Source organism: Marinicella rhabdoformis (genome assembly GCF_009671245.1).
Classification (GTDB): Bacteria; Pseudomonadota; Gammaproteobacteria; order Xanthomonadales; family Marinicellaceae; genus Marinicella; species Marinicella rhabdoformis.
Map to the genome: position 1 here is coordinate 433,790 of NZ_VTFS01000003.1, position 26,684 is coordinate 460,473.

18 protein-coding genes are annotated in these 26,684 nt (G+C 45.1%); 9 read left to right on the forward strand and 9 right to left on the reverse strand.

Annotated elements, in window-relative coordinates; translation table 11 throughout:
* Window positions 1–10: 10 nt before the first annotated feature.
* The 4 genes from FET73_RS09725 to ilvE are packed head-to-tail and all read right to left on the reverse strand — an operon-like array spanning window position 11 to window position 4,629.
* A complete protein-coding gene (locus tag FET73_RS09725; protein WP_154223749.1) occupies window positions 11–301 on the reverse strand; it encodes an acetolactate synthase small subunit in 291 nt (96 codons plus the stop codon).
* Complete coding sequence (ilvB, locus tag FET73_RS09730; protein WP_218944308.1) at window positions 298–2,067, reverse strand: biosynthetic-type acetolactate synthase large subunit; 1,770 nt, start codon at window positions 2,065–2,067, stop codon at window positions 298–300. The genes FET73_RS09725 and ilvB overlap by 4 nt, the downstream gene beginning before the upstream one ends.
* Window positions 2,060–3,763 (reverse strand): dihydroxy-acid dehydratase, encoded by a 1,704-nt coding sequence (gene ilvD / locus FET73_RS09735; protein ID WP_154223750.1) that lies wholly within the window; start codon window positions 3,761–3,763, stop codon window positions 2,060–2,062. Before ilvD ends, ilvB begins: the two co-directional genes overlap by 8 nt.
* Window positions 3,763–4,629: a branched-chain-amino-acid transaminase gene (ilvE, locus tag FET73_RS09740; RefSeq protein ID WP_154223751.1), complete on the reverse strand. Its 867-nt coding sequence runs from the start codon at window positions 4,627–4,629 to the stop codon at window positions 3,763–3,765. Before ilvE ends, ilvD begins: the two co-directional genes overlap by 1 nt.
* A gap of 679 nt (window positions 4,630–5,308) precedes the next feature.
* Here ilvE and FET73_RS09745 point away from each other — a divergent pair.
* The 5 genes from FET73_RS09745 (at window position 5,309) to FET73_RS09765 (ending at window position 12,020) form a co-directional block, all read left to right on the forward strand.
* Complete coding sequence (locus tag FET73_RS09745) at window positions 5,309–6,901, forward strand: alpha-isopropylmalate synthase regulatory domain-containing protein (protein WP_154223752.1); 1,593 nt, start codon at window positions 5,309–5,311, stop codon at window positions 6,899–6,901.
* Complete coding sequence (leuC, locus tag FET73_RS09750; protein ID WP_154223753.1) at window positions 6,898–8,295, forward strand: 3-isopropylmalate dehydratase large subunit; 1,398 nt, start codon at window positions 6,898–6,900, stop codon at window positions 8,293–8,295. Before FET73_RS09745 ends, leuC begins: the two co-directional genes overlap by 4 nt.
* Window positions 8,292–8,888 carry a 3-isopropylmalate dehydratase small subunit gene (gene leuD / locus FET73_RS09755; RefSeq protein WP_154223754.1) on the forward strand — a complete coding sequence of 199 codons (597 nt, stop codon included), beginning with the start codon at window positions 8,292–8,294 and terminating at the stop codon, window positions 8,886–8,888. The genes leuC and leuD overlap by 4 nt, the downstream gene beginning before the upstream one ends.
* Window positions 8,885–9,952, forward strand: coding sequence for a 3-isopropylmalate dehydrogenase (leuB, locus tag FET73_RS09760; RefSeq protein ID WP_154223755.1), 1,068 nt, complete (start codon window positions 8,885–8,887; stop codon window positions 9,950–9,952). The genes leuD and leuB overlap by 4 nt, the downstream gene beginning before the upstream one ends.
* 208 nt (window positions 9,953–10,160) lie before the next feature.
* On the forward strand, window positions 10,161–12,020 hold the full coding sequence (locus FET73_RS09765; RefSeq protein WP_179952211.1) for an ammonia-forming cytochrome c nitrite reductase subunit c552: 1,860 nt from the start codon (window positions 10,161–10,163) through the stop codon (window positions 12,018–12,020).
* A gap of 7 nt (window positions 12,021–12,027) precedes the next feature.
* Here the strand turns inward: FET73_RS09765 and hemH are convergent, their stop codons facing one another.
* Window positions 12,028–13,104: a ferrochelatase gene (gene hemH, locus FET73_RS09770; RefSeq protein WP_154223757.1), complete on the reverse strand. Its 1,077-nt coding sequence runs from the start codon at window positions 13,102–13,104 to the stop codon at window positions 12,028–12,030.
* 291 nt (window positions 13,105–13,395) lie between these two features.
* On the opposite strand from hemH, the gene FET73_RS09775 reads away from it, so the two are divergent.
* The 4 genes from FET73_RS09775 to FET73_RS09790 all read left to right on the forward strand — a co-directional run bounded on the left by FET73_RS09775 (window position 13,396) and on the right by FET73_RS09790 (window position 19,364).
* Complete coding sequence (locus FET73_RS09775; RefSeq protein ID WP_218944309.1) at window positions 13,396–14,133, forward strand: arylesterase; 738 nt, start codon at window positions 13,396–13,398, stop codon at window positions 14,131–14,133.
* 12 nt (window positions 14,134–14,145) lie between these two features.
* Window positions 14,146–14,820, forward strand: a complete 675-nt coding sequence (locus FET73_RS09780; RefSeq protein ID WP_154223758.1) for an ABC transporter ATP-binding protein — start codon at window positions 14,146–14,148, stop codon at window positions 14,818–14,820.
* Window positions 14,817–17,375 carry an ABC transporter permease gene (locus FET73_RS09785; RefSeq protein ID WP_154223759.1) on the forward strand — a complete coding sequence of 853 codons (2,559 nt, stop codon included), beginning with the start codon at window positions 14,817–14,819 and terminating at the stop codon, window positions 17,373–17,375. The genes FET73_RS09780 and FET73_RS09785 overlap by 4 nt, the downstream gene beginning before the upstream one ends.
* Before the next feature lie 114 nt (window positions 17,376–17,489).
* Window positions 17,490–19,364 carry an FG-GAP repeat protein gene (locus FET73_RS09790; protein WP_154223760.1) on the forward strand — a complete coding sequence of 625 codons (1,875 nt, stop codon included), beginning with the start codon at window positions 17,490–17,492 and terminating at the stop codon, window positions 19,362–19,364.
* A 125-nt stretch (window positions 19,365–19,489) separates the two neighbouring features.
* Here the strand turns inward: FET73_RS09790 and FET73_RS09795 are convergent, their stop codons facing one another.
* The 4 genes from FET73_RS09795 to FET73_RS09810 form a co-directional block, all read right to left on the reverse strand.
* On the reverse strand, window positions 19,490–21,394 hold the full coding sequence (locus FET73_RS09795) for a PLP-dependent aminotransferase family protein (protein ID WP_154223761.1): 1,905 nt from the start codon (window positions 21,392–21,394) through the stop codon (window positions 19,490–19,492).
* A 228-nt stretch (window positions 21,395–21,622) separates the two neighbouring features.
* The gene (locus tag FET73_RS09800; RefSeq protein WP_154223762.1) at window positions 21,623–22,321 is read right to left on the reverse strand and encodes a glutathione S-transferase family protein; all 699 of its coding nucleotides are present in this window, start codon (window positions 22,319–22,321) and stop codon (window positions 21,623–21,625) included.
* 16 nt (window positions 22,322–22,337) lie between these two features.
* Window positions 22,338–23,240, reverse strand: coding sequence for a dienelactone hydrolase family protein (locus FET73_RS09805; protein ID WP_154223763.1), 903 nt, complete (start codon window positions 23,238–23,240; stop codon window positions 22,338–22,340).
* Between the two features lie 190 nt (window positions 23,241–23,430).
* Window positions 23,431–26,562, reverse strand: coding sequence for a hypothetical protein (locus FET73_RS09810; RefSeq protein ID WP_154223764.1), 3,132 nt, complete (start codon window positions 26,560–26,562; stop codon window positions 23,431–23,433).
* Window positions 26,563–26,684: the final 122 nt, after the last annotated feature.

Below are 26,684 nucleotides of genomic sequence, written 5' to 3' on the forward strand. Positions count from 1 at the left end.
GTAATAAAAATTATTGATGACTTGCTACTGGCAAGCGCTGTTGCTCGTTGACCTGACCCCAAAAAGGTTGATTCGCCGGTTCAAAATGCACTTCATGTACATCCACCATCCTTTGTAATTGCTTTTGGATGCGTGTCGCCATGGCATCACTGCAAGCCACTTGGATGTGTTGTTGCATGGTGGCGCCATGATAGACAGCTGACATGCGCCAATCTTCAATGGTGAGACCGAACCTTGAAAACAAGGCTGCCGTTTTGGTTAATACATGGGCCTGATGGTTGGCCAGTATGGTGAATTTCATTGTTGTTCTCCGCTATTGATTGGATTGTTCTGCTCAATTGTTGTTTCCATGACGGTGCTTAATTGCATTTCTGAAACCGATGCACCAGGGGTGATGATGGGAAAGACATTGCCCTCTTTTTTAACCCGCACTTCGAGTAAATAGGGCCCATTGTGGTTAGCCATTGTGGTTATTGCTGAAACCAATGCCTTGTGAGAATCAACTTGTTGATTATCGATACCATAAGCAGCTGCCAAGGCACAAAAATCTGGGTTTTCTATCGCAGTTTCTGCATACCGCTGTTCAAAATACAGTTCTTGCCACTGCCTCACCATGCCCAAATATTCATTGTTCATAACCACCACTTTGACTGGGATTTGGTGCTGTTTTAATACGGCCATCTCTTGAACCGTCATTTGCAAACCACCATCTCCGACCACTGCCACCACGGGTTTTGGCTTGGCTGATTGCTGGGCTGCCATTTGTGCTCCCAAAGCCGCAGGCAAACAAAAACCCATGGTTCCCAGACCGCCGGATGTCACCCAGCAGCGTTTTGACTTCAGCTTGGCATAACGACAAGCCACCATCTGGTGTTGGCCGACATCGGTGACCCAAATGGCATCGTTGAATTGTTCATTCAGGGCACGGACAACCACAGCCATAGTCATCAGTTCATCCGATGCGGTACTTACCAAATCTGTAACCGTCACTTGTTGTTGCTCTAAGGATTGGTGTTGGTTATGCTGTGCCCACCAAGGTTCATAAACCTTGGCTTTTAAGTGTGGCATCAATGACGCCAATGAGGCTTTAAGGTCTGCCACAACCGCCACATCTGTGGCCACGTTTTTGTTGATTTCACTGGCATCAATATCAAAATGAACCACTTTTGCCTGGCGCGCGTATTTTGACAAGTCACTGGTCACCCGATCATCAAAACGCATGCCCATGGCAATCAACACATCGCATTCATTGGTCATTTTGTTGGCTGCATAATGTCCGTGCATGCCTAACATGCCTATCAAACAGGGGTGATCACTGGGCAAGGCCGACAAACCCAAAGCGGTACTGGCCGCAGGCATGGGAAGCAAGGACAACAAATCAGACAACAGAGATTCTGCTCCTGATAAGGTGACGCCTTGTCCAAAAATCAGCAATGGTTTTTGAGCTTGGTTGATGAGTTCAGCCGCTTGTTCAACCGCTGCCACATCTAATTTAGGCAATGCTTGGTAAGCCGGCACCGAAATACACCTGTTATGTCGCCATTCACAAACTTCCATCTGGGCATTTTTTGTGATGTCGATCAGCACAGGTCCCGGACGGCCACTTTGAGCCACATAAAAAGCTTTGGCCACTGCCGGTGCAATGTCAGCCGCTTGGGTTACTTGAATACACCACTTGGTGACTGGGGCTGCCATGCTGATGACGTCCAACTCTTGAAACGCGTCAGAACCCAATAGGTGCTCAAAAACTTGGCCTGTGATACAAACCACAGGCGTGGAATCCATGTAAGCATCTGCGATGCCAGTCAATAAGTTGGCCGCACCTGGACCCGAGGTGGCGAAACACACACCCGCTTGGCCTTTAACCCGTGCCCAACCTTGGGCGGCATGCACCGCCCCTTGTTCATGTCGCATCAAGACATGTTTCATCGCCGCAGTTGAACGCTCTAAAGCATCATAAACCGGCATAATCGCGCCACCAGGATAGCCAAATATGGTGGTCACACCTTCTGCATCCAATGAGTGGATTAAAGCATCTGCACCTGTCATTGCATGCCCGTCAGCCATGTGGTACTCCTGTGGTTTCATCACCGTCTGTGATACAACCCAATGACGCCGAAGCTACCAAGCGCGCATATTTAGCTAAAGTGCCTTTCACAGCTGTTTGCTTTGGCTTCTGCCATGCCGCTTTGCGCTTGGCCCATTCCGCTTCGTCAACTGCCACGTCTATTGAATTCTGCTTGGCATCAATGGTAATTTCATCACCCGTTTGCACCAAAGCAATGGGACCACACAACTGTGCTTCAGGACTGATGTGCCCCACCACAAATCCATGAGAACCACCAGAAAACCGACCGTCTGTGATCAAAGCCACCTCTTTACCCAAACCTGCGCCCATGATGGCAGCTGTGGGCTTGAGCATTTCAGGCATGCCGGGACCACCTTTCGGTCCCACATAGCGAATCACCACCACATCTCCCGCAACCACTTCGCCTGACTTGATGCCTTGATTGGCTTCAGCTTCGCTGTCATAAACCCGTGCAGAACCAACAAAGCGCTCACCTTCCTTGCCGGTGATTTTTGCCACTGAACCTTCAGGTGCCAACCGGCCAGTGAGTATTTGAATGTGACCTGCTTTCTTGATGGCTTTATTGGGTGGCTTGATGACCCTTTGATTTTCAGCCAGCGGAGGCACTTGTGCTAAATTTTCTGCTACCGAACGACCCGTTACCGTCATACATGAACCATCCAACAAGCCATGCTCTAACATCAATTTCATCACTGCAGGTACCCCACCGGCATGGTGTAAATCTTCCATCAAGTATCGGCCGCTGGGCTTCAAATCAGCCAACATCGGTGTTTGGCGACTGATGTTTTGTAAATCCAATAGGGCCAAAGGAATTTCAGCCGCATGGGCTATCGCCAACAAATGCAATACTGCATTGGTCGAACCGCCGAGTACCGTGATCACCCTGAAAGCGTTGAACAGACTGGCACGCGTGACCACATCTCTGGGCTTGATGTCATGTGCCATCAAGTAACGCAAAGCCCTGGCGATGCTTTGACATTCGCTTTTTTTCTCTGGGCTTGTGGCTGGATTTGACGCGCTATAAGGTAAACTCATGCCCATGGCTTCAGCCGCCGCCGACATGGTGTTGGCCGTGTACATACCGCCACAGGCACCTGCACCAGGACAGGCATTTTCAATCACCGCTTGGTAATCTTGTTGATTAATTTCACCTTTGACTTTTTCACCCCAAGCCTCAAAAGCAGACACCACATCCAACTTTTTACCCTTGTGGCAACCTGGTGCAATGCTGCCGCCATATAACATCAAGCTAGGTCGGTTCAATCGCAACATCGCCATCAAAGCACCCGGTAAATTTTTATCACAACCCACCACAGTCACTAAGGCATCGTAATGCATACCCGCCACCACAGACTCCATTGAGTCCGCAATCAAATCACGAGAAGGCAGCGAATAATTCATTCCGCTTGTGCCCATGGAAATGCCATCAGAGATGCCAATGGTGTTAAAAATCAAACCATTGACTTCATCAGTTGGCAATGCAGTTTTGACCTGTTGCGCCAGGCTGTTCAGGTGCATATTGCATGGGTTGCCTTCATAGCCTGTTGAGGCAATGCCTACGAAGGGCAATGCCAATTTTTGTTTATCCAAACCAATCGCATGCAACATGGCTTGTGCCGCAGGCAGGCTGTCATCCTGCGTCACCGTTCGAGAATAAGGGTTATCTAACTTCATTAGGCAGCCCTCACTTTTTGGTTGAACTGCTGGTGGATAGTGGCACCTAAGGACTCTTGCCACATCAATGGAAACACTTGACCATCCAAAGATGTCACTCCTTTGATTTCAACTGCCGTTCCAGTTAAAAATGCCGCGTCCGCGGCTAACACATCTGCCAATGACAAGGTGGCTTCTTGACAACTGATGCCCATTGACTGGCACAAATCGATGACAATTTGACGGGTGATGCCTGGCAGCAAATGTCCAGTTTTAGGGGTAAACAATACACCCCCTTTCTGGATAAAAATGTTGGCGCCTGTCGCTTCAGCCACATGTCCGTTTTTATCCAACAGCAAAGCATCATCAAAGCCTTGTTGCTTCGCCGCTTTCATGGCCAGCAAGGAATTGGCGTAGTGCCCTGTCACTTTGGCTTCAACATGGCATGAAGCAGGATCAGGTCGGGCATATTGTGATGTCACTAAATGCAATGGTTTGTCACCAAAGTAACTGCCCCAGTCCCATGCACACAAAAACAAATGTGCCTCATCATCTATTTGCAAACCCATGTTTTCACTGGTGTACAGCAAAGGCCGGATATAGGCATCACCCAATTGGTTCTTTTCAAGCAGTTCGTAGGTCAGTTCTACCAGTTCATCGACCGCATAGGGAATGCTGATGTGCATGGTTTTTGCTGAATACAGCAAACGTTCATAATGCGCTTTGGCATGCCAGACCTTTGGGCCGGTTGGCGTTTGATAAGACCTGATGCCTTCAAACACACCATTGCCATAATGGAATGATTGTTGATACAGCCCCACTTTGGCAGATTGTGCTTTGAGCCATTCGCCATTGAGGAAAACCACCGTGTTATCGTCGTAATACATATTTCGCTCTTTTTTTTAGTTTTTTATTTGATGTAAAAAAAAAGCCCTTCTTGGTGAGAAGGGCTTTTTTGAATGTTTGTTTATTCTGCCAACTCACCACATGCGCGTGCGTATAATCACTAAAATAATGACTGATAATAAGACGACGACGTTGTTGGCTGAAATGTTCATGTTGTTGTTTTCTGTTTTGTTCGCTGTAAATTGCTGTTCAATGGCTGCCTATAGTGGGAGAAGACATTCTGCTTGTCAAACTTATTTCTTGATTTTGCATATACAAATATGTTATATGGTAAAGACTGTTCATTCGGCCATCGGCTGTGATAACTTGGGAGCCGGCCAGTATGATTTGGCCGATAAAACACACAGTTTAACCAAGTAATTTAGGAGTTAAATCTCATGAACAGACAACCAAAAATGTCGCCAGAGGTGGCGCAGAAATGGTCGCCGCAAACACGGCCACAATCCAACACCCAAAGCGGTCACAATACCCTGCCATTCATGACAACTTTATTATTAAGCACCCTTTCTTTATTGCTGATTTTAATTAATTTATAAATCAGATAGATAGACCACTTCCTGTGGCTGTTTATAACCAACAAACCACACCCAAAGCATCAACAACGCCGCTTGTTGAAACGCATCAGTGTGGCCTAAATAAAATCAAAAAAAGAGCATTTAAATGAAACAAATTCAACTGTTTGACACCACCCTAAGAGATGGCCAACAATGCCCCGGTGCAGGCATGAGTCACCAACACAATTTACACTATGCTTCATTGGCTGCCCAAGTAGGCATTGATACCTTAGAAGCTGGCTTTCCCTCTGCCAGTAAAGAAGATTTTCGCATCGTGAATGACATAGCCAAACAATACAGCCATTTAAAATCTCCGCCAAAAGTGGCGGCATTGGCACAACTGAAAGAAGCCCAATTGATTCAAACCATGGAATCTTTGGCGCCGCTTGACCCTTCACAAGCACGCATTCATTTGTATTTACCTGTGGCTCCAGGATTGATGACGGCTTCTTTGGGTAACTATGCAAAAAACAAAGGCCATATCATCAAAGACACCCAACGTATGATTGCCATGGCACAGCAGCAAGGTTTTGAAGTAGAGTTCAGCCCTGAAGCCTATTCTCAGATGGCGGAAAATTTTGATTTTGTCAGTGATTTGATTTTAGCCGCTGTCGAATCTGGCGCAACTATCATCAATTGTCCAGATACCATTGGTAGCGCTTGTTATTGGCAAGGCGACGATTATTTTGTCAACCACATGACACAACATGCCGAGCTGGTCAAAACGCAATTGCCTCAACACCAAGTCACCTGGTCTGTGCATTGTCACAACGACTTTGGCATGGCTTTAGACAACAGCCTTCGCGCCGTCACCCAAGGCCCCGCGACACAAATAGAAGGTTGTTTCAATGGTGTCGGCGAACGCGCCGGCAATGTCGCTTTGGAACAATGCATCATGGCGATTAAAACCTTTGGTCAGAACAGTGACATCGCGCCGATTTACACACAGGCCAACAGCCAATACATCAAAGCCATCTCAGATTTTGTCGCCCACCACATGCTGCCAAGACAAGCCCATTGGCCGATTGCCGGCGACAATGTGGCCAAACACTCTTCAGGCGGGCATACCAATGCCATTTTAAAAGACAGCCACATTTATCAACCCTTTGCACCTGATGAAGTGGGCCAAAAAATCAGCTTTGCGTTTGGTCCTTTAAGCGGCAGCAACCACGCCAAGAAAATCATTGAAGACCATGGTTACCTTTGTTTGACAGAAGAAAAAACCGCCATCACACAATTCATTAAAAACCAGTACAGCAACCGCCGCAAAGGCTTGACTGATACAGAACTGATGTCTGCCTATTTCAGCTACCGACAACCGATCAAATCACTTGAATTTTCACACCAAAAAAATGGTCAATTGGTGGTCAGCTCATGTCTATTTGGCAGCGATACACAGTGGACTCTTGAAGCCAATGAAGCCACTTATCTGGCCGCAGTCAAACAGCAGCTAGAACAAGAGCTGGGCAAATTCAGTATCCAGTCATACCACAGTGAATCAACCACATCAGGCATAGATTCACCCGCAAAAGCGGAAATCATCATACAGCTGTCTGGTCAACGGTATGAGGGCAGCGCCACCCACAAAGACATCCAATTAGCCGCCATCACTGCATTGGTCAATGCCTGTAACCGCTGGCAAATTGACAACCATTACAAACAAACACAACGGCCCGAAATTAAGGAGCAGCAACAATGAAACACAACATCATAGAAAAAATTTGGCAACAACATCAGGTCGCATCAAAACCCGGTTTTCCTGATGTACTGGGCATCGATTTTGCTTTGATTCATGAAGTCACCTCAGCCCAAGCATTCCAACAATTGGCAGACAAAAACATTCCCGTACGTCACCCTCATCGATTGCTCGCCACCATAGATCACAGCATCCCGACTCGCAACAACCGAGACCAAGTTGATGACCCAGTCGCAGCCAAACAAATGGCCACCTTGCGTGACAATTGTAAAAAGCACGGCATCACTTTGCATGACATTGACAGCGGTCACCAAGGCATCGTGCACGTAATAGGTCCTGAGCTGGGCGTGACCCAACCGGGCATGACCTTGGTTTGTGGCGATTCACATACCGCCACCCATGGTGCTTTTGGGGCGCTGGCCTTTGGCATTGGCACCTCAACATTGGCGCATGTCATGGCCACAGGTGCTTTGTTGATGCACCGGCCTAAAGTGATGCGCGTGCATTTTGAGGGTGAGTTAGCCAATAATTGCAGTGCCAAAGACATGGCGTTGCATTTGATTGCTCTACTGGGGGTTGGTGGTGCCACTGGACATGTGATCGAATACACCGGCCAAGCCATTAAGTCACTCAGTATGGAACAACGGATGACGCTGTGTAACATGAGCATAGAATGTGGCGCGATAGCAGGCCTGGTAGCACCTGATGAAACCACTTTTGCCTATATTTTTGGTAAAGCCCACGCACCCAAAGGACAACAATGGGACCAAGCGGTTAAACATTGGCGCACACTGATCAGTGATACTGGCTGCCATTACGATGCCACGGTGACGATTCATTTAGATACAGTAAAACCGATGGTGACATGGGGTACCAACCCCGCTCAAGCCACTCACATTGATGGTCAAATCCCCAAAACTGAACAAACTCGGGACGCTTTGGCATACACACAATTAGCTGAAAGTGACCAACTGGCCGGCACACGTATTGATTGGGCCTTTGTCGGCTCCTGTACCAATGGTCGCATCGAAGATTTGCGTGTGGTGGCCGATGTTTTAAAACACAATCGGGTTGCCAATCACGTCACCATGTACATCGTACCGGGCTCTGAACAGGTGAGAAAGCAAGCACAAAGCGAAGGCTTGGATCATATTTTTGAACAAGCTGGCGCCTCCTTCAGACAGCCGGGCTGTTCAATGTGTTTGGCCATGAATGATGATGTGGTACCCGCAGGCGCACGTTGTATCAGCACCACCAACCGTAACTTTATAGGCCGACAAGGCACAGGCAGCATCACCCACCTGGCCTCACCTTTGACTGTCGCACACAGTGCCATTCAAGGGCACATCAGTATGGGTCAAAACAATCACGCACCATCAACAGGAGCACAGGCATGAAAGCAATCACACACATCAAAAGCCACATCACGCCAATGGTAATTGATGACATCGACACAGACATCATCATTCCTGCACAGTATTTAACCCAAACCAGCCAAACAGGCTTTGGTTCAAACGCTTTTTCCAGACTCAAAGCCGAACCTGACTTTGTGCTTAATCAGTCTTTATTCCAAAACAGTCGCATCCTATTGGCCGGTGATAACTTTGGCTGTGGTTCATCCAGAGAACACGCGATTTGGGCCATCAAAGAGCTCGGTTATCAGGCAGTCATCGCCCCTTCATTTGCAGACATATTCAGTAACAATGCCAAGAAAAATGGCCTGTTATTAATCCAAATGGACGCCGCTCAATGTCAACAATGGGCAGCAACTGCCACCAAAAAAGACCACACATGCTATATCAATATTGAAGCACAAGTGGTGACATACCAATCGGCATCTCATCATTTTGACATTGACCCATTTTTTAAATGGTGTTTGACACAAGGGCAAGACGAATTGGCCTATTTGCAAAATCAACAAACTGAGATTAAAGCGTGGGAACAAACCCAACAAACGCTGTTCCTCGAAGCTAAAGGAGCAAGTGCATGAAACCTTATGTAGCGGTATTACCAGGCGATGGTATAGGCCCAGAAGTGATGACCCAAACATTACGGGTTGCACAAAAAGTGGCGCCCGATTTGACCTTCAAAACGGGGTTGATTGGCGGAGCGGCGTTCAAAGAAACGGGACAGCACTTCCCTAAACAGACGGCAACATTAATTGACGGGGCTGAAGCCGTGTTGTTTGGTTCCGTCGGCGGCCCTGTTGATCAGCAACAAGAACCCCAATGGCAAAACTGTGAGGCCAATTCCATCCTCGCCTTGCGTAAACATTTACAATTGAACATCAACCTCAGACCCGTACACTTTTATCCCGCATTGACACACATTTCACCGTTAAAAAACGAACGCTATGCCGCTTGCAATGATTTTGTGATTCTCAGGGAGTTGGCCGGTGACATTTATTTCGGTGACAAATCAACAGTCATCGAAAACGAACAAAAAGTGGCGAGGGATGTAGCCGAATACAATGAAAGCCAAGTCAAATCGATTGCAGATTGGGCATTTCAGCTGGCATCAAAACGCCAAAATCAATTGATTTCGGTGGATAAAGCCAATGTGTTACAAAGCAGTCAACTGTGGCGCCAAGTGATGGAACAAACGGCACACAATTATCCTCAAGTTAAATTGACACATCAGCTGGTAGATAACTGTGCCATGCAATTGATACTCAAACCCGAGCAGTTCGATGTGGTGGTGGCTGGGAACTTGTTTGGCGACATCATCTCTGATGCTGCCAGTGCACTGCCCGGCAGTTTAGGACTGATGCCTTCAGCCAGTTTCAATCCGCAAGGCTTTGGTTTGTATGAGCCTGCCGGCGGATCGGCACCCGAACTCACTGGAAAAAACACCGCCAATCCTATGGCTCAACTGCTCTCTTTGGCTTTGATGTTAGAACACAGCTTTCAACGCGAAAAAGCAGCAAGTCAAATACGTCTAGCCATAAACAAAGCCTTAGGTGAAGGATACAGAACAGCTGACATTGCCTGTCATGAAAGTCAAAAAACCACCACTTCAGGGTTTATTGACCTGATCTTACACAATTTAACTTAATATTTTTCATCATAAAAATGAATATTTAATTAGGCTGTGCTAATATACCAACCAAGCATAATTGCAATACTATTTCTGGTCAGCGGCCAGATACCAACCCCCTTATTAGCCCTTTAACGAGGGCTTTTTTTTGGTTAAAATAAAAGCCACCCTTGGATCTCCAACTTAACTTATGCTTAAAAAGCTGTTGCCATTCTTGGCACTTATCATGTTAGCAACCGCTACATTCTATGCTTGGCACGTCACAGGTAAAGCTGTTGACCAAAAAGTAGACTTTCACCAGGGTGATTACACTGGTTCCGATACTTGTCAAGACTGCCACCAAGACAGGTATGACAGCTGGCATCGAACTTACCATCGAACAATGACTCAGGAAACCAGTCCAGAAACTGTGCTGGGTGACTTCAACGGAAAGCCGCAAACCTATTGGGGCTATACAATCAAACCCATCAAACGCAATAACCGTTACTACTTTGCCTACCATGATGGAACGACAGGCGCATTTCTCAGTGAAGTAGAAATAGTCAGGACAGTAGGGTCAAGAAGATATCAACAATATATGGCGCAAACAGAAGCCACTCAAGGTAATTATTACCGCTTGGAATTGTTATGGCACATTGAAGACCAAAGGTGGATTCATTTAAATGGTGCATTCCTTGGATCCGATCAACAATCTTTTTCTGCACACACCGGCATTTGGAATCAAAACTGTATCTTTTGTCACAACACGGGCATCACACCTGGCATGAGTAACTATAACGAACTGGCAAACCGCAGTCGATCCGGGGAGGCCGTTGATGTTTCCATAGACGCATTATTTCAATCTGAAGTCACCGAACTGGGGATTGGTTGTGAATCATGTCATTCACCAGCGGCCACACACAGTGAACTCAGCTCCCAAATCATGAGAAAATATTATTTAGGGTTAACTGACGCCCGAGATCCATCGGTGGTGAACCCAAATCACGTAGACCAACAAGCCTCACTGTCCATCTGTGGACAATGTCATGGTCAAAGAACACCTGAAACCTTGGCATTGGCCAAAGTTTGGATGGAAGAAGGCCCTACATTCAGGCCGGGTGATGACCTGGAAACACATGTTAACCCAGTGTGGCAAGACAGCCAAGTTGACACCCAACAACACGACCTATTTAAATCACGTTTTTGGGCCGATGGCACAGCCCGACTGACCGCCTATGAGTACCAAGGCATCGTACAATCTGCTTGCACACAAGACCCAACATTTACCTGCCAAAGTTGCCACACCATGCATGGTGGCGATGTCAAAGGCATGATTGAACCAGAAAACAGGACCAACCAAGCTTGTGCCAGCTGCCACCTAGACTTGGTTACAGACCCATCACCTCATACCGGCCACAAACCAGACAGTCCTGGCAGTTTATGTTATGACTGTCACATGCCAAAAATGAGCTACGGCATCATGACCTTTCATCGCAACCACCGCATAGAGTCTCCACAAACTGAAAACGAATTGTCGATCAGCAAACCCAACGCCTGTGTTGCCTGTCACCTCAACAAAACAGACGACTGGCTCATCAATGAAACCCAAGCATTTTGGGATCAAAAGTCCGCGCCGTACCAGCCGCACCACATGATACAAAGTTTGGTTGAATTACACTCTGGAGATCCAGTACAACGCGCTGTAGCGGCATACCAAATGGGGCACCATTTTGAGTCATTAAGTGCTAAAAACAGATTGTTTTTATTGCCCCATTTGTTACTGGGTTTACAAGATAATTACCCAGCCATCAGGCGATTCTCATACAAAAGCCTCAACCAAATCTTAAGTGCCACCCAAAACGAACATCCAGAACTCCAAGTTTTGTCTGAGCATTTGGTTTCATTTGACTTTATAGGCAACACTGAGCAAAGGGCACCCTTTTACAAAAACACCATGAACTGGTTAAATCATGTCGACACCAAAAATTGGCCAACCCCACCAGAAGGCTCGATGCTCAAATCCAACTATCAAATTGACTGGGAAATGATCACGCCTTTAAGGAACCAAGCACTGACAACAGACAAAGTCATACATATAGGAGAATGACTGGGTCTTATTTTAATTTAATGTGTTGGTAAGCCTTGTGATTTGGAGACACAGGCTTCCAATTAACCGTGTGTTTTTCAATCACTGACAACAAAGTTTTGATGTGGACTTGGTTGTCATTCAAAGCAGGGATGTAGCTGTATTCCTTACCACCGGCTTCTTCGAAATATTCACGATTTTCAACGGAAATCTCTTCTAAGGTTTCCAAACAATCGGCTGAAAACCCCGGACAAATCAATTGAACATTTTTTATTCCTTTGCCAGGCAAGGCTTTAAGTGTTTCGTTGGTATAGGGCTGTAACCAAGGTTCTCGACCAAAAATCGATTGGAAAGTGACTTGGTATTGTTCTTTAGACAAGCCCAATGTCTCAGCCAATAAGCGACCCGTTTTGTGACAATGGCAAAAATACGGATCACCATTGTTTAAATACCTTTGTGGAATACCATGAAAAGACATAATCAGTTGATCTGCTTGGCCGTTTATCTCCCAATGTTTTAAAACCGACTGTTTCAAAGCATCAATATACAAGGGATCATCATGGTACTGATTAACGAACCGCAATTCAGGCAACTGTCGCCACGTCTGTAATTCTTTGGTCACCGCATCAAACACTGCCCCAGTGGTGGTGGCAGAATATTGAGGATACAATGGCAGTACCAATAATTGACTGATGTTTTGATCTTTTAATTCCAGCATCGCCTTTTGGATTGACGGATTACCATAACTCATGGCCAATGCACAGGCATAATGATCTGAATCTAAAGCATCCGAAATGGCTTGATGTTGTAGTTGACTGACATGTAGCAATGGTGAACCGGTGCCTTCACCATAGTGATCCCAAACGGTTTGGTAAGCTTTCGCTGACTTACTGGGACGCACATTTAAAATCACACCATTGAGTATCAACCACCAAATCCAGCGCGGCATAGTCGGCTCAACCACCCGAGGGTCAGATAAAAATGGTTTTAAATAACGACGCAATGCGCCTGCTTCTGGTGCATCTGGCGTGCCCAAATTAACCAAAAGGATTCCTATTTTGCTGGCAGACCCATGATCACCAGGCTTTGTGTTTCGATACCGCAAGGCTTTACACCCAAATCAAAGTCGCTATTGTAAAGCATCCCTGCGGTCCTTGCCAAATTGGCGCTCCTTCCACTTAAAAAAGATAACTGAGCCCTCCTATTACAAAAATAACATCCCACAAACAGGCTTCGACAAGCTCTGCCAACTTATTTCACTGTATAAATTTAACACCACCAAAGCCCACTGAGCCTGTCGCGCTTAATGTACCTACATTTGGAAGTGTAAAAACCAGATGAACAAGAAACAAGTCAATTCAGCTAACAGGTTAAACAACAACAGGACAAATGGCCTATGGTTTGCGTTAAAATCAACGCCATGATGTATCAAATGAAATTCGTATTACAAAAAACTGTGAAATTAACGACCTACCTAAGCTTCTTTTTGTTGCTTGCTTGCGGTGAAAAGGCCGCGATTGAACTAGAAAATCAAACAACAAAATCGGAAGTGAAACAAAATGCCATCACCATTTTGGCTTTGGGTGATTCCTTGACCGAAGGTTTGGGGGTTGCCAAGGATCAGAACTACCCTGCATTGCTTGAACAAAAATTAAAGCAAAAAGGCCATAAAAACATCAAAGTGGTTAATTCAGGCTTGAGCGGGGAAACTTCTTCAGGTCTTAAGGCGCGAATTGACTGGGTATTACAAACCAGTCCTGACATCACCATTTTAACGATTGGTGCCAATGATGCCATGCGCGGCTTGCCGACTGACCTGATGGAACAAAACATCGCTGAGATCATAGAAAAGCTACAAGCGAGCGGCTCAAAAGTAATTCTCGGCGGCATGCAAATTTATGACAACTTAGGCAAAAAATACGTCACAGAATTCAACGCGATTTACACACGCCTTGCGGCACAATACGAAGTACCACTGATGCCTTTCTTTTTAGATGGTGTAGCAGGTGATTCAAAATTAAATCAAGCCGACGGCATCCACCCAACAACTGAAGGCTATGCTGTGATTGTTGAACAAAACATTTTACCAAAATTACTGCCTTTGCTTGAAGCCACTGCAAAGGCTCAAAAATAAAAAATAAAGCCCATGTCAAATACTAAAAACGCTGTTCTTACAGCACACAACATCCACAAATCATTCAAAATTGAAAATCGCCAATTAGACATACTGAAAGACATTTCATTATCAATTGCTGATGGAGAGTTTGTTGCCATCATGGGTAAATCAGGTTCGGGTAAATCAACCTTATTAAGCATTTTGGCCGGCCTTGATCAAACCTCTTCAGGTCATGTGGTGCTGAATGGCGATGATTTATCGAAATTAAGCGAAGAAGATTTGGCAGTTAAAAGGCAATCAGATATCGGCTTTGTGTTCCAATCATTCCACCTGATTCCAACCTTGTCAGTGGCTGAGAATATCGCTTTTCCTCTCAGCATTGCAAGAAACCCAAATCCAGACAGAGTCGAAGAATTAATCAATGCTGTCGAATTATCACACCGTTCAGACAGCATGCCGAACCAATTATCAGGCGGCGAGAAACAACGCACCGCCATTGCTCGTGCTTTGGTTGCTTCACCCAAAATTTTATTTGCTGACGAACCTACCGGTAACTTGGATGAGAAAAATGCCAAACAAGTGATGCAATTGTTACTCAATTTGCAACAAGCATCGAGCACCGCTTTGATCATTGTCACTCATGATCCGGCTTTGGCTGCCATGGCCGACCGCACCATCACCATTAAAGATGGTCAACTCGCATGAATCAAAAAAACAATGACATTGCGGGTCAATTAAATGGAGCCAATTTAAGCCGTCTTGTTGTCTGGCGTGAATGGTTTGGTCATGGGATTTACCCGATACTCTTTTGCTTCAGTTTGTTGGTGTCTTTGGGCGCTTATTTAACATTGGATTCATTACAAACGGCAGTCGATGAATATATTATTGGCAACCAAAAAGCCATGGTCGGTGGTGATGTGATTGTTCAGTCGAATGCACCGTTTACCGAAGACATCGAAGCACAGCTAAGCACCATTAACGATGAAAACCTGGTCATCGACCACCAGTTCAACGCCATGGCATATGCCGGTGATGCTTCTTTATTGGTGCGCATCAAATCGGTCGATGACAGTTACCCGCTGTATGGTAATTTGTTGTTATCCAAAGGCAAAAACGTCACAGAAACATTAACGCCCGGTTCTGTTTTGGTCGAACGTCAAGTGCTGACTGGTTTGGAATTGTCCATTGGTGATGCGCTGCAAATTGGCGAATCTTCATTCACCATTGCCGATGAAATCATTGAAGAACCAGACCGCCCATTGACCGCATTTGGCTTTGGTGCACGTGTCATGATGAGCAACAATGACTTGGCTGACACAGGCTTGATGGGACAAAAAAGTCGCGTCACGTTCAGGGCAGAAATCAAAGCCGATCCAACTACAATTCCAGAATTGGTTGCCACATTCAAAACGCTGACCGAGAATACCAAAGTCAGAGTCTCCACAGCAGATGACGCCAATACCAGCATTTCATTATTGAGTAATAACTTCCTCAACTTTTTGAAGCTACTGGTGGTAGCGGTCATCGTGCTTTCAGGTGTCGGTCTGATGAGCGTAGTCAAAGCCTTCGTCAACAGACAGCAGCAAACCAACGCCATTCGCCGTGCCCTCGGCGAACCGATGAAACAATTGAAAAACTCCTATTACAGCCTGTTGTTAATGATGACAGTGGTTGCTGTGGTAATGGCATCACTGCTCAGCATGGCAGTGTTGTATTTTGGTTATGATGTGTTCGCAGCCATCATTCCTGCGCAAGTGACTTTAAGCCTGTCACCTTTAAGTGTTTTAAAAGTGTCAGTGATTGCTTTGGGTTTGACCTTTTTGATGACCCACAGCACCATTCAGTCTTTAACTCAGATTAAACCTGTGGCCGTTTTACATGCCCAAGAAAGCGAAGCAGCCAATTGGTCATTTTCTAAAACTTGGCTGTTGGTGGCTTTGACTTGTTTGTATTTGTTGTTGTCCTTGGAGCTGGCTTCTTGGTGGCAGGGCTTACAAGTCACTGGTGGTTTGATTGCCATAGCTTTGGTTTTTTGGCTGTTCAGTTTGGCCATGCTCAAAGCACTCAAATCTTTGGTTAACAAAGGTTGGATTAACCACTGGCTGATGAAGCTTTCGGTTCAAAACATTTTCCGCAAAGGCAACCATTCGATGTTGTTTTTCACCACCTTATCGATGGCAGTGATGGTCATGGGCAGCATTGCCGCTCTGGATCACACCATTGAACAGCAACTGGTTAACACCTACCCTGAAGAATCGCCCAACATGTTTCTGCTTGATGTACAAAGCGACCAACATGACACATTGGATGAATTGATTGGTGAGGCCGTGATTGGTGATTCATTGACTTATTATCCTGTGATTCGTGCCAGAATCGAATCAGTTAACGGTGTGGCAGTGGAAGAACTGGTGGAAAAGCTGGGCCGCTATGATAATTTGATGCGCGTGTTTAACCTCAGTTATGCCGATGAAGTGCTGCCGACAGAAAAGCTCACCGACAGTCTGGTAGATAACAGTTTGTTCGAAGGTTTAGACAATGACGTTACACCAATTTCCATATTGAATTCGTTTGCTGAATTCCTGCAAGTTGGCTTGAATGACCAAATCACCTTCAACATCCAAGGCATAAAGAAAACCGTCAAAATCGCCAGTGTACGAGAACGGCACCAGCGTGGACCCAGCCCGTTTTTCTACTTTATTTTTCAAGCAGAAGTGATGAAAAATGCGCCACAAATTCAGTTCGCCACAGCACAAGTACCTGCCGATCGTGTACCTGAATTACAAACGGCGATTGCCAAAGCATTACCCGGCATCACCACATTGGATGGCGCCAGTATTGCCAAACAACTGAAAGGCTTTGTTGACCAGTTGACGCAATTGATACAAATATTTACCGGTTTGAGTATTGTCGCTGGCCTGATGATATTTGCCACTTCGCTGGTATCGACCTCTCAAGATCGGCTCAAAGACAGCGCCTACTTCCGCCTCATGGGCATGCAAAGTAAAGACCTCTACGCCATCAATGTGATTGAGTTTGTGCTGTTGGGTTTGTTGGCTTTTGTCGCCGGTGGCTCGTTGGCGTGGTTGGCCTCGTATTTGATCACCACCCAATGGTTCGCCCTGCCCTTCACTTTCCCATGGGCATTGGCACTACAAGCCAGCTTGGTGTTGTTTATCGTCTTGGTCATCATCAGCCTCAGCTACGGCCGCTTTGTCATCAAATCCAATGTCATGAACTTGGTGAAGAAAATGGTGGGCTAGCATTCTATTAAAGCTCAATAAAACAGACTTTATTGATTACCGGCAACACAAGCGCTTTTTTTATTGGTTTTATTCAGTATACTGGCCAAAATAATAAAATAGAGGGCCAGAAAATTGACACACTTCAATAAAATCAAACTACTCTTTGTATTGCTTATCTCTAGCATTCAAGTGACCGCATATGCTGACAAAAGCTTTCCTTTTGATCAACAACGACCATCAAGTGTCAGTGATAAGAATTGGGCATCTTTAAAAGCTGCAGTTCAAGAAGCTAAATTAATACCTATTTTAGGCAATTCTGCCGATCATTTCGGCAGCAGTGTTTCCATAGAAGGCACACGTGCATTGATTGGTGCAAAACTAGCTGATGAAAGTGGAAACTTATCTGGTTCCGCATATGTTTTTGAGCTGGTTAACGATGATTGGATTCAAACCACTCAGCTGATACCAACTGATGGAGGTGAATTTGATCGTTTCGGGTATTCTGTGAGCCTTTCTGGAGACAGGGCTCTGATAGGTGCTTATTTTAACCAAAACAATAACATAAGTACTGGCTCAGCTTATGTTTTTGAGTTAATAGATGGTGACTGGGTTCAAACCAGCAAATTATTTGTAAATGACGCCACTTCTACAGAATATTTTGGCTGGTCAGTCAGCCTCCAAGGGGACAGGGCTTTGGTTGGTGCCCAGAGTGGTAGAGTTAATGGAATCAATACAGGATCTGCTTACGTCTTTGATTTCATCAATAACAATTGGATTCAAAGCAGTAAACTAACAGCAACTGATGGTTTGGCAAACGACCGATTCGGTTTTTCTTTGAGCCTTGGCTATGACAAGGCATTGATAGGCGCAACAGAAAATTCAGTGAATGGAACAAAAACTGGTGCAGCATATATTTTTGATTTTGATGGAGCCCTTTGGTCTCAAACCAGTAAATTAATTGCAGACGATGGCACAGAAGGCGATCAATTTGGCAATTCTGTGGTGCTTTCAAATAACAGGGCCGTTATTGGAGCCAGATATGACGATGAAACGGGGAACGGATCTGGTTCAGCCTACGTCTTTGACTACAATGAAGGCATGTGGTCTCAACCCACAAAATTATCGGCTAATGATGCAGCTCCAGGAAATATATTTGGTGCCTCTGTAGCTGCGTATGGTGATAAAATCATCATCGGTGCGTCCAATTTGATTAACAATGGGGTTGGTGCAGCTTATTTGTTTGAACTCGACCAGGGAATTTGGAATCAAACCAATAAATTTACCCCCAATGATGGAGCGAATGGAGATAGTTTTGGCATTGCCGTCAGCATGAACCTTGACCGAGTTTTGGTTGGTTCTAGTTTAAATATTGGAAACAATATAGACTCAGGTTCAGCTTATGTTTTCAACTTAGACCCACAATACAAAGTGACTGGACAAATCACTGGTCTGGCCTTCGAAAACAGTATTGTGATACAAAACAATGGAACTGACGACTTATTTCTGGATTCCAACGGCGCTTTTACTTTTGCCACCAAATTATCTGATGAAACAAACTACGAAGTTTCTGTATTAACCCAACCCAATTCCCCCAACCAAACTTGCACTATAAGCAACCCCATTGGAGTCATCAATGGCTCAGACGTCTTTGTCAATGTCGTTTGTACAACAGACACTTATTTTATCGGTGGTCAGGTCAGTGGGTTATTTAACAACAGCACGGTGGTTTTACAAAATAACATGCAAGACGACACAGTCATTACATGTAATGGACCCTTTGTGTTCACTACATCACTTGATGATTTATCATCCTATTCAGCAACAATTTTGTCACAACCCCAATCCCCCATTGGTGAATGTATGCTGAGTCAAGCCAATGGAATGGTTTCGGGTGATGATGTGATTTCAATAGAACTCACATGTGAATACGACACAGCAGGGGATTTTTTGTTCAGAAACGGATTTGACGGATCGCTTTTGTGTGAACCAAAACCTCAACAACAGTAATGACGGCTTTAGTTTTCAATCATAAACCCTCTATAGTTACAGAGGGTTTTTTATTTGTAATAGCCAGCGCATACCAACTCTTTACTATAAACATGAACATCAAGCCAACTTCTTATGTTCAATACTCACAAAATTGAAGCCAATCCTTCATTACGACAAAATACTTCAAAAGATGCCATTAACATATCCACATTGACATCAGGGGCCAATGAGGCTCGGACAACGTAGTCTTTGTCGTCTTCTTTTGTGGTGCCTTGGGTAGAAGTGGCGGGAATGGTCCAATAACTGCCTTTGAGTTGGCCGTAGCTGACGCAGTTTTTGCAAGATTCTGGGTGTTGTTCAATCATGAATTGAATGAACTTTTTATTCAATTCAATTTGCTTGGCTTGTTTTTCTTCAACTGAAGCGCCCTTAACAGGCAGATCCAATGAAAAGACCGAGGGCATAAAACCCCTTTCGGCAATTTCATCGGTGACATAAAACATTTTTGATTCGGGCAATAAGGCTTTGATGCGGCTGACAAATTCATGGGTCTTTTTGTATGCTTCAACAATGCGCTCTGGCATCGAAGGCATGGTTTCGGCCAAGATGTTCAGCTGATTGGTATCTGCCTGGTTATCTGACAAAGACAAATGCGATGCGATTATAGGCATCAAGGCATCGGCAGCTTGATTAGCAGCACAATATCCCGCGATACAACGTCCGCCACTGGGGAATTTTGAACCACTGGAAAATGATATGGTTTTCACATTCACCAACTCACTTTCATCATGCAACAACTTCACATTGGGGCAGAAGGTTTGGTCTACCATGAAAGTTGGCTCTACAGCGGCTTCTCCAACGGCATTTTGACGTTTCTTGCTCAGGCTCTGGCCCAACAGAACCATGTCTGGCACTTCTACGCGCGGGTTGGTTGGGATTTCTGCCAGCACAATTGGCACACCATCATCTGCTGCGACCGAAGCCAAAGCCGTTTCTAAACTATTAACCAAATCGGCACCACCATCGACCAATAAATCAACAATACCGACTTGTGGAATCAAATCAGCCACACGCCGTGATTGGTCATTGGTGCCACCATAACAATTGGGCGGTAGGATGATTTTGATCGGTTTATCAGGATGTTCGGACATGGCTGCTTCAACCAAACCCATCAAAATGGCGTATTGAATCGACAAACCACTTGATGCCACCAAAGGTGTGGATTCACTGCCGGTGTTGTCACGGATACATTGTGCCACCATGTCTTGAGCAATTGTGGTTTCAGCTTCACTGGCCAACCGTGGCGTTTTTGCTTCAAAACCCACCATTTCTTTCAGCACATTGAAACAATTCAAAGGTGACATCGCGATCGACTCACGGCGCCTGACATGTTGAACAGCAGCCACAGTTTCAGCCACTATCTCAGACACTATCTCAGCCACAGTTGAACCTTGGTGAACCACCATATAAGCACCATAAGACTGGTGTAAATTCACTGTCGCATTGATATTCGAGTATACGCTGAGGTTCTCATCCATGGGTTTTTCAGTAACAAAAACAACAAAAGCATTTTCATGGGCTGGCACTTCATTTTGAGACGCCACTTTAATTAACTCATACTGATAGCCATAAATATTTTTTAATCTTGTTTCATCAATGAGTGGAGACTGATTGCCATCATAATAAATGTAGGTGGGTTGTTTCTTGATCGCTTGCTTTCGTAAAACCGCCAGAATAGGCATGGTTTTTGAAGCAAAGGCTATCACCTGCGCCTCAGGCACTTGATTAATCTCAGCCAAAACCCACTCCAACACACTCGATAACTGGTGACCCAAGCGAATGTAGTCATAAGCCGTGGGTAACTCAGCCAAGCTTTCAGCATTGACTTTTCCCTGAGAAATCAAAGCTTTCAATTCATGTAAAAATTCTGACTTCGCCTCAGATTCATTGTAAATATCAAGTCTGTGCGTGGTCAGCTTCAGCCAATCTTGAGGCAGGCTTTTGAGTAATTTTTTGATTGAATCAAAAATTGTCGTGATTGAATTCAATGGAATGTCCTTTTGCAAATTAATTGATGGCCGCCATTATAACTATATTGCCTAAGACGAAAAATGAATAAGGCATGCAATTGACGGAGAATTTTGTTAATAGCTAAATTGGGATAATCCCCCACGAATCAAGTTAATATTTCAAAATCCATCGAGTTTTATCACTGATTAGCTGCTGACATTCAAATAACGTACCTTAGATATACCATTAGTTGATTCAGTTATTTATCACCCAGAAAACTGTCCAGCAGGGTGATCCCTGTTGGGTAGTTCTGGATTAAACGCTTTGGCATCTGCAAAAGCTTTTTGAAACGCGGGACGTTTTGAAATTCGCGACAAGTAACCTCTAAACACTTCACTTTGACACATTTGATAACCACGTGCCCAAGTAACGTTATGACCAATGATGATATCAGCAGCCGAAAAGCTTTCACCACAGATGTAAGGTGTTTTATCCAATCTCGCCGCTAATTGTGGCTCAACCTCTGTGCGCATTTTGTTGCGATAGCGTGCTATCGTTCTGGCATCAGTTTCAGCCGTGGGCAACACATGTTCATGAATCCGCACCTGCCACAACATCATGTCCATCCAGGTGGAAGCGAAATGCAGCATTTGAAGGTAGTCTGCACGTGCCAAAAATAATCCAGGTTTAGGAGCCAAGCGTTTTCCAGGGAATGCATCGGCCAACCATTCAACCATCGCAGCACTTTCAAGCATGTGCATCACTTCACCATTATCCATGGTGATTTCTAGCATCGGCACATTGCGGTTTGGATTTTTCTTTTGGTATGATTCGCGGTACTGATCACCTTTGTACAATTCCACGATTTCTGTTTCAAAATCATCACCCACAGTTTCATATAAAGCCCATCGAACTCGAGCACTTCGAGTGGCGGGATAATGGTAAAGTTTGAGTTTTTTAATCATGATTGGCCTTTGGGTTTTATTTTAAATTTTGGGCAAAAAATTCCACCGTTCGCTGCCAAGCCAAATCAGCTTGTTCTTTGTTGTAACGGCTGGTCGAATCATTGTGAAAGCCGTGATGGGCATTTTCATACATGAACATTTGGTAGTCCACTTGGTTGGCTTTGAGGTCAGATTCATACTCAGGCCAAGAGGCATTAACTCGCTCATCGAGTGCGCCCAATTGAATCATCAACGGTGCTTTGATGTTCTTGCGCAGTTCTTTACTGGCCGGTGTTCCGTAGAATGGCACACCGGCTGACAATAAATCACTGTCCACAGCGGCCAAGTAATTGACCATATAACCACCGAAACAAAAACCAACGGCACCCAATTTGCCATTGCTCAGTTCATGTGATTTCAAATACCGAGCTGCCGCCACAAAATCGTTTTGGATTTTGGCCCGGTCCAATCCCCTTTGCAGTGTACGTCCTTCATCGTCATTGCCCGGATAACCACCGACAGGAAATAAAGCATCTGGAGCAAAAGCCAAAAATCCAGCCTTCGCCAAGCGCCTTGCCACGTCTTTGACGTAGGGATTCAAACCTCGATTCTCGTGAATCACCAAAACCACAGGATAAGATTTTTGATCTGTTGTTGGTTTGACCAAATAACCTTGCCCCTTGCCATGGCCTTCAGGCGAATCAAACTGTTCATAAGTGGCAAGAATATCCTCGTCATTGAACGAAACCTGCTCGGCCAAAGCATAGTTGGGTAACAAAGCACTGGTCAAAAAAGGCAGGGAAAAACCCAAAGCAGTCAATGTCCCCAACTTTTTCATGAATGTCCGTCGATCCATACCACCATGCGCGTATTGGTCATACCAATCAAAGGCTTCTTGGGGAATGTGTATTGATTTGTCTCTATTGTCTACGGCTTTCATGACTCACCTATTTTTAAAATGATGAATTAATTATACTGTACCCCGCCAATTTGTATATTTACTCATGCATAAGATTTCAAACGAGGAAATCATCAGCCTAGAAATTAACAATTAATGAACCGCCATTATTGATAAAACTTCTCCTGTCTCTATAGAGGCTAAAACAACTTTTTTTATTTCATTCATCATATTAGAAACTATCCCAATATGAACAAGGTTTGCCACCCAAACCCACACAAGCACCATCAATATAAAAACGCCAGTTTTTAATGGGTTGGTTTCCATCGGCTGTTTTTGTTTCGGTGTTGAGGTGACTGGTCAGGTAGAACAGGCGCCCAATGTCGTCTTTTTCCGCAGGACCGATGGTGGCGTCGCTGAAGCGGTCTTGTAGGTACGCAGGCGGTATGGACTGGTTGTAGAGTTTGACGGTGACGTGGCTGAAGTCTGCTTTTTGTTCCGCTGTCAGGGTCATTTGGTAATTGAGTCGATCGCTGCCGGTTTTGGTTTTGTCGCTGTAGTCTGGGTCTTTGGCCGCTTCGCCGAGCAGCACACCGAGCATTTGAATGTAGGGTGATTTGCTGTCGAGGTAGAACTGTTTATCAAAGCCTTTGCCACGGATGCGGTTGTCTTTTTTGTCGGTGGCGCGGCGCAGGAATGAGGTGGTGTTGTGGCCTGCTGAATCTTGGATGATTTCTTGGTAGATTTGCACTTGGTCTTGTTGCTTAATCACTTGGTAATGCGGCTGGTATTGGGTTTGATTGGCACCGCCTTTTTCGGTTGCCAAGGGTATTTTACTTGTACCTTCTAAAATCACGCCTAAGTCATTGCTTCGACCAGATGCCCAGAGGATTTCGCCTGACTTTCCATGTGCCACAGTTTCAATAAAAACACGCCTGAAACCCACACCTGAAGGCAAAAAGTGGCCTGTGAGGTTTTCGATTTCTACGTTTAAACTAATCGTATTGTCCTTCCATGCCATGTCTTTGATGTGTACTTTGGCGGTTTGATTGGTGGCCATTTCTATCATGGAATCACGGCCGGTGATGAGTGCGGGTTGTACGTTGCTGTTGACCATATAGTCCATTTGGCGCAGACCCAAGAGCATGGGGAACTGCTGGAACATTTCGTTCAAGAAGACGTTCAAACCGTGCAATGAATGGCGGGCAAAGGTATCTCGTGGTGTCAACGTGATGTCTTCATCAGGCAAGCGGTGTGTGGTCGGTGCGAAATCACTGGATTCTATGTTGGCTATTTTCATGCCTTTGAGTTCATTGTGGGTGTCGCCGACTTTGAAGTCTGTCGGCATGTGACAATCCTGACAGCTTTCGAAGCTGTCTTTTTTCGAGAAGTCTGAGTTGACCCATTCAAGGTGCGTGGTTTGTTCGTATGTGGCATAGACCACTTGGCCATCTGGCGCTGTGTGCGGGTGTTTTTTACCGTAGTTGTTGAATGTCGGCAGCAAGATGTTATGGCAAGAACCGCACATGTCTGAGTTGTTGATTTGTTTACCGTATTCTGGCGTGATGTTAAGCGCGTTTTGCATTGGCTTTGTCACCACTTCATCTGAAGCATATGGTCCCACCACTGTGCCGGGTTTATTGGCCACAAAGTTTCCGGTGTAGCCCGCTTCTGTGCCCAAACCATCTTCACTGATTTGATGACAAACCATGCATGAAATGCCATCACGCGCCAAGGCGCCGTATTTTGCATCGTGCCTGCCATCATAATTATTGGGCGGATTGTGTTGTAACGAGTCTTGTTGTAGCGAGTCGTTTTGTAAGTCGTTCTGCCAGTCCATCACCATAGACTTGGCAAATGGTTTTCCAAAAGGCACGCCTTCAGGTGGTGCTATCGGGAACAAGTCTTTGCATTCATCAGAAGCGGGTGTGTCTAGAGCCAATTGCCTCTGGCCCATCACACCATGACAATGCAGACAGGTATTTTCGATGCATTTTTTTGCATCGGGCAAGTTGTTGGTTTCGCTTTGTAACTGAGAAAAGAAAATAGGGTCACGACCTGCCAAGCCCATGGGCGAAACTCGCCATTCACCATAGGGTGAGACGTTGATTTTCTGGTCACTGTCTGCTTTGTCTATCTGCATATTGGCTTCGGCTGAGTTCGAATAGGTGGCATCGTGGCAGTTGATACATTGATCTGACGTCAGGTATTGGCTCAAATTGTCTTTGTGTGACAGCTGATGATCAAAGGTTTCGGCAGGCAGGCGCAATGGCCAAGCTTTATCAAAATCATTGACGCCCAGGTCGCCGTAGTAATCTGAGAACTTGGCATTAATTTCTGGCAAGGGTTGTGAAAAAGGTGATGCAGTTTGCTTTTCTTTTTTAGCATCATCTAAGGTTTGGCTGTGCAGGCTTTCTCGTAAATTTGTATTCAGTTTTTTTGTATCAGCCGGATACCAGTTATAGCGCAGGCCTTCTGAAACAAGGTTTTCCAATGACGAAAAAGTCAGCTCACTTTCCGCCGTTGCATGACAGTTTAAGCAGGCGGCTCCATATAAATTGTAAGGATAGACAATCGTATTAACATGTTCTTTGTCACTGAAGACATAGCCTGTTGGGTACCAATTGCCATTCCTTTCAATGGTTGATTTAGGCGGCGATTTAGGAATGTCTTTTTTATCAGTGAATGCAGATTTATCAACAACTGGCGGGTTTCCATCACCAGTCATGGTGGGATTGGCCCAATACCAACCATCGTGTGTGGTATCGGTCCGGTACATCACAGTCCATGAGCTTGGTAGGCGCTTGTCATCCTGTTTGATTTGCATGCAGTTATCAGGTTTTTCCACACCCAAATTTTCATCAATATTGGCCATTTCTTTGATGATCATGGAACCAAAAGGCAAATCACCCTCGCGACCTGAACACATCCATGCCACCACTTCAGGTGAATAATAAACTCGTACAGCAGGATGTACGCCGTAACTTTCACCTTTTCCAATCGGCCCCACATAAGGCCCTGTTAATCGCCACTCTTTATCGTGAGCCCAATTCAGCTTGTGGTCATAGCTGCGAGATCTGAGAAAGTCCCTGAGTACGAAATCAAAAGCATTCTTCTTTTTCAAATTGGTCAGTTGTCCTGGCTCAAGTAAGAATTCAACTTCTTCACGCCAATTCAAAGCATCATCAGTAGGTTGGTTAGCCTCACACCACGATTTACTGGCTTTTTTAGTTTTTAATTCATCGGGTTTTGAACACACCCAATCTTGCGGGTTTTCGGGCAAACTCTTGGAAGGTTGGGCTTGAGAAGTAGCAGAAAAGTGTAAAAAGAAAAGAACCGAAAACAATAAAAACCGTGCATGCATAACAAACCCCTAATTTGGTTAAAAATGAATCACACACAATAAATATATTAAAGGATTATATTTTTTAATGCAATCACAAACATTCTTCTACAATTAAAAAAACAAAGCTTATTTACAGATCA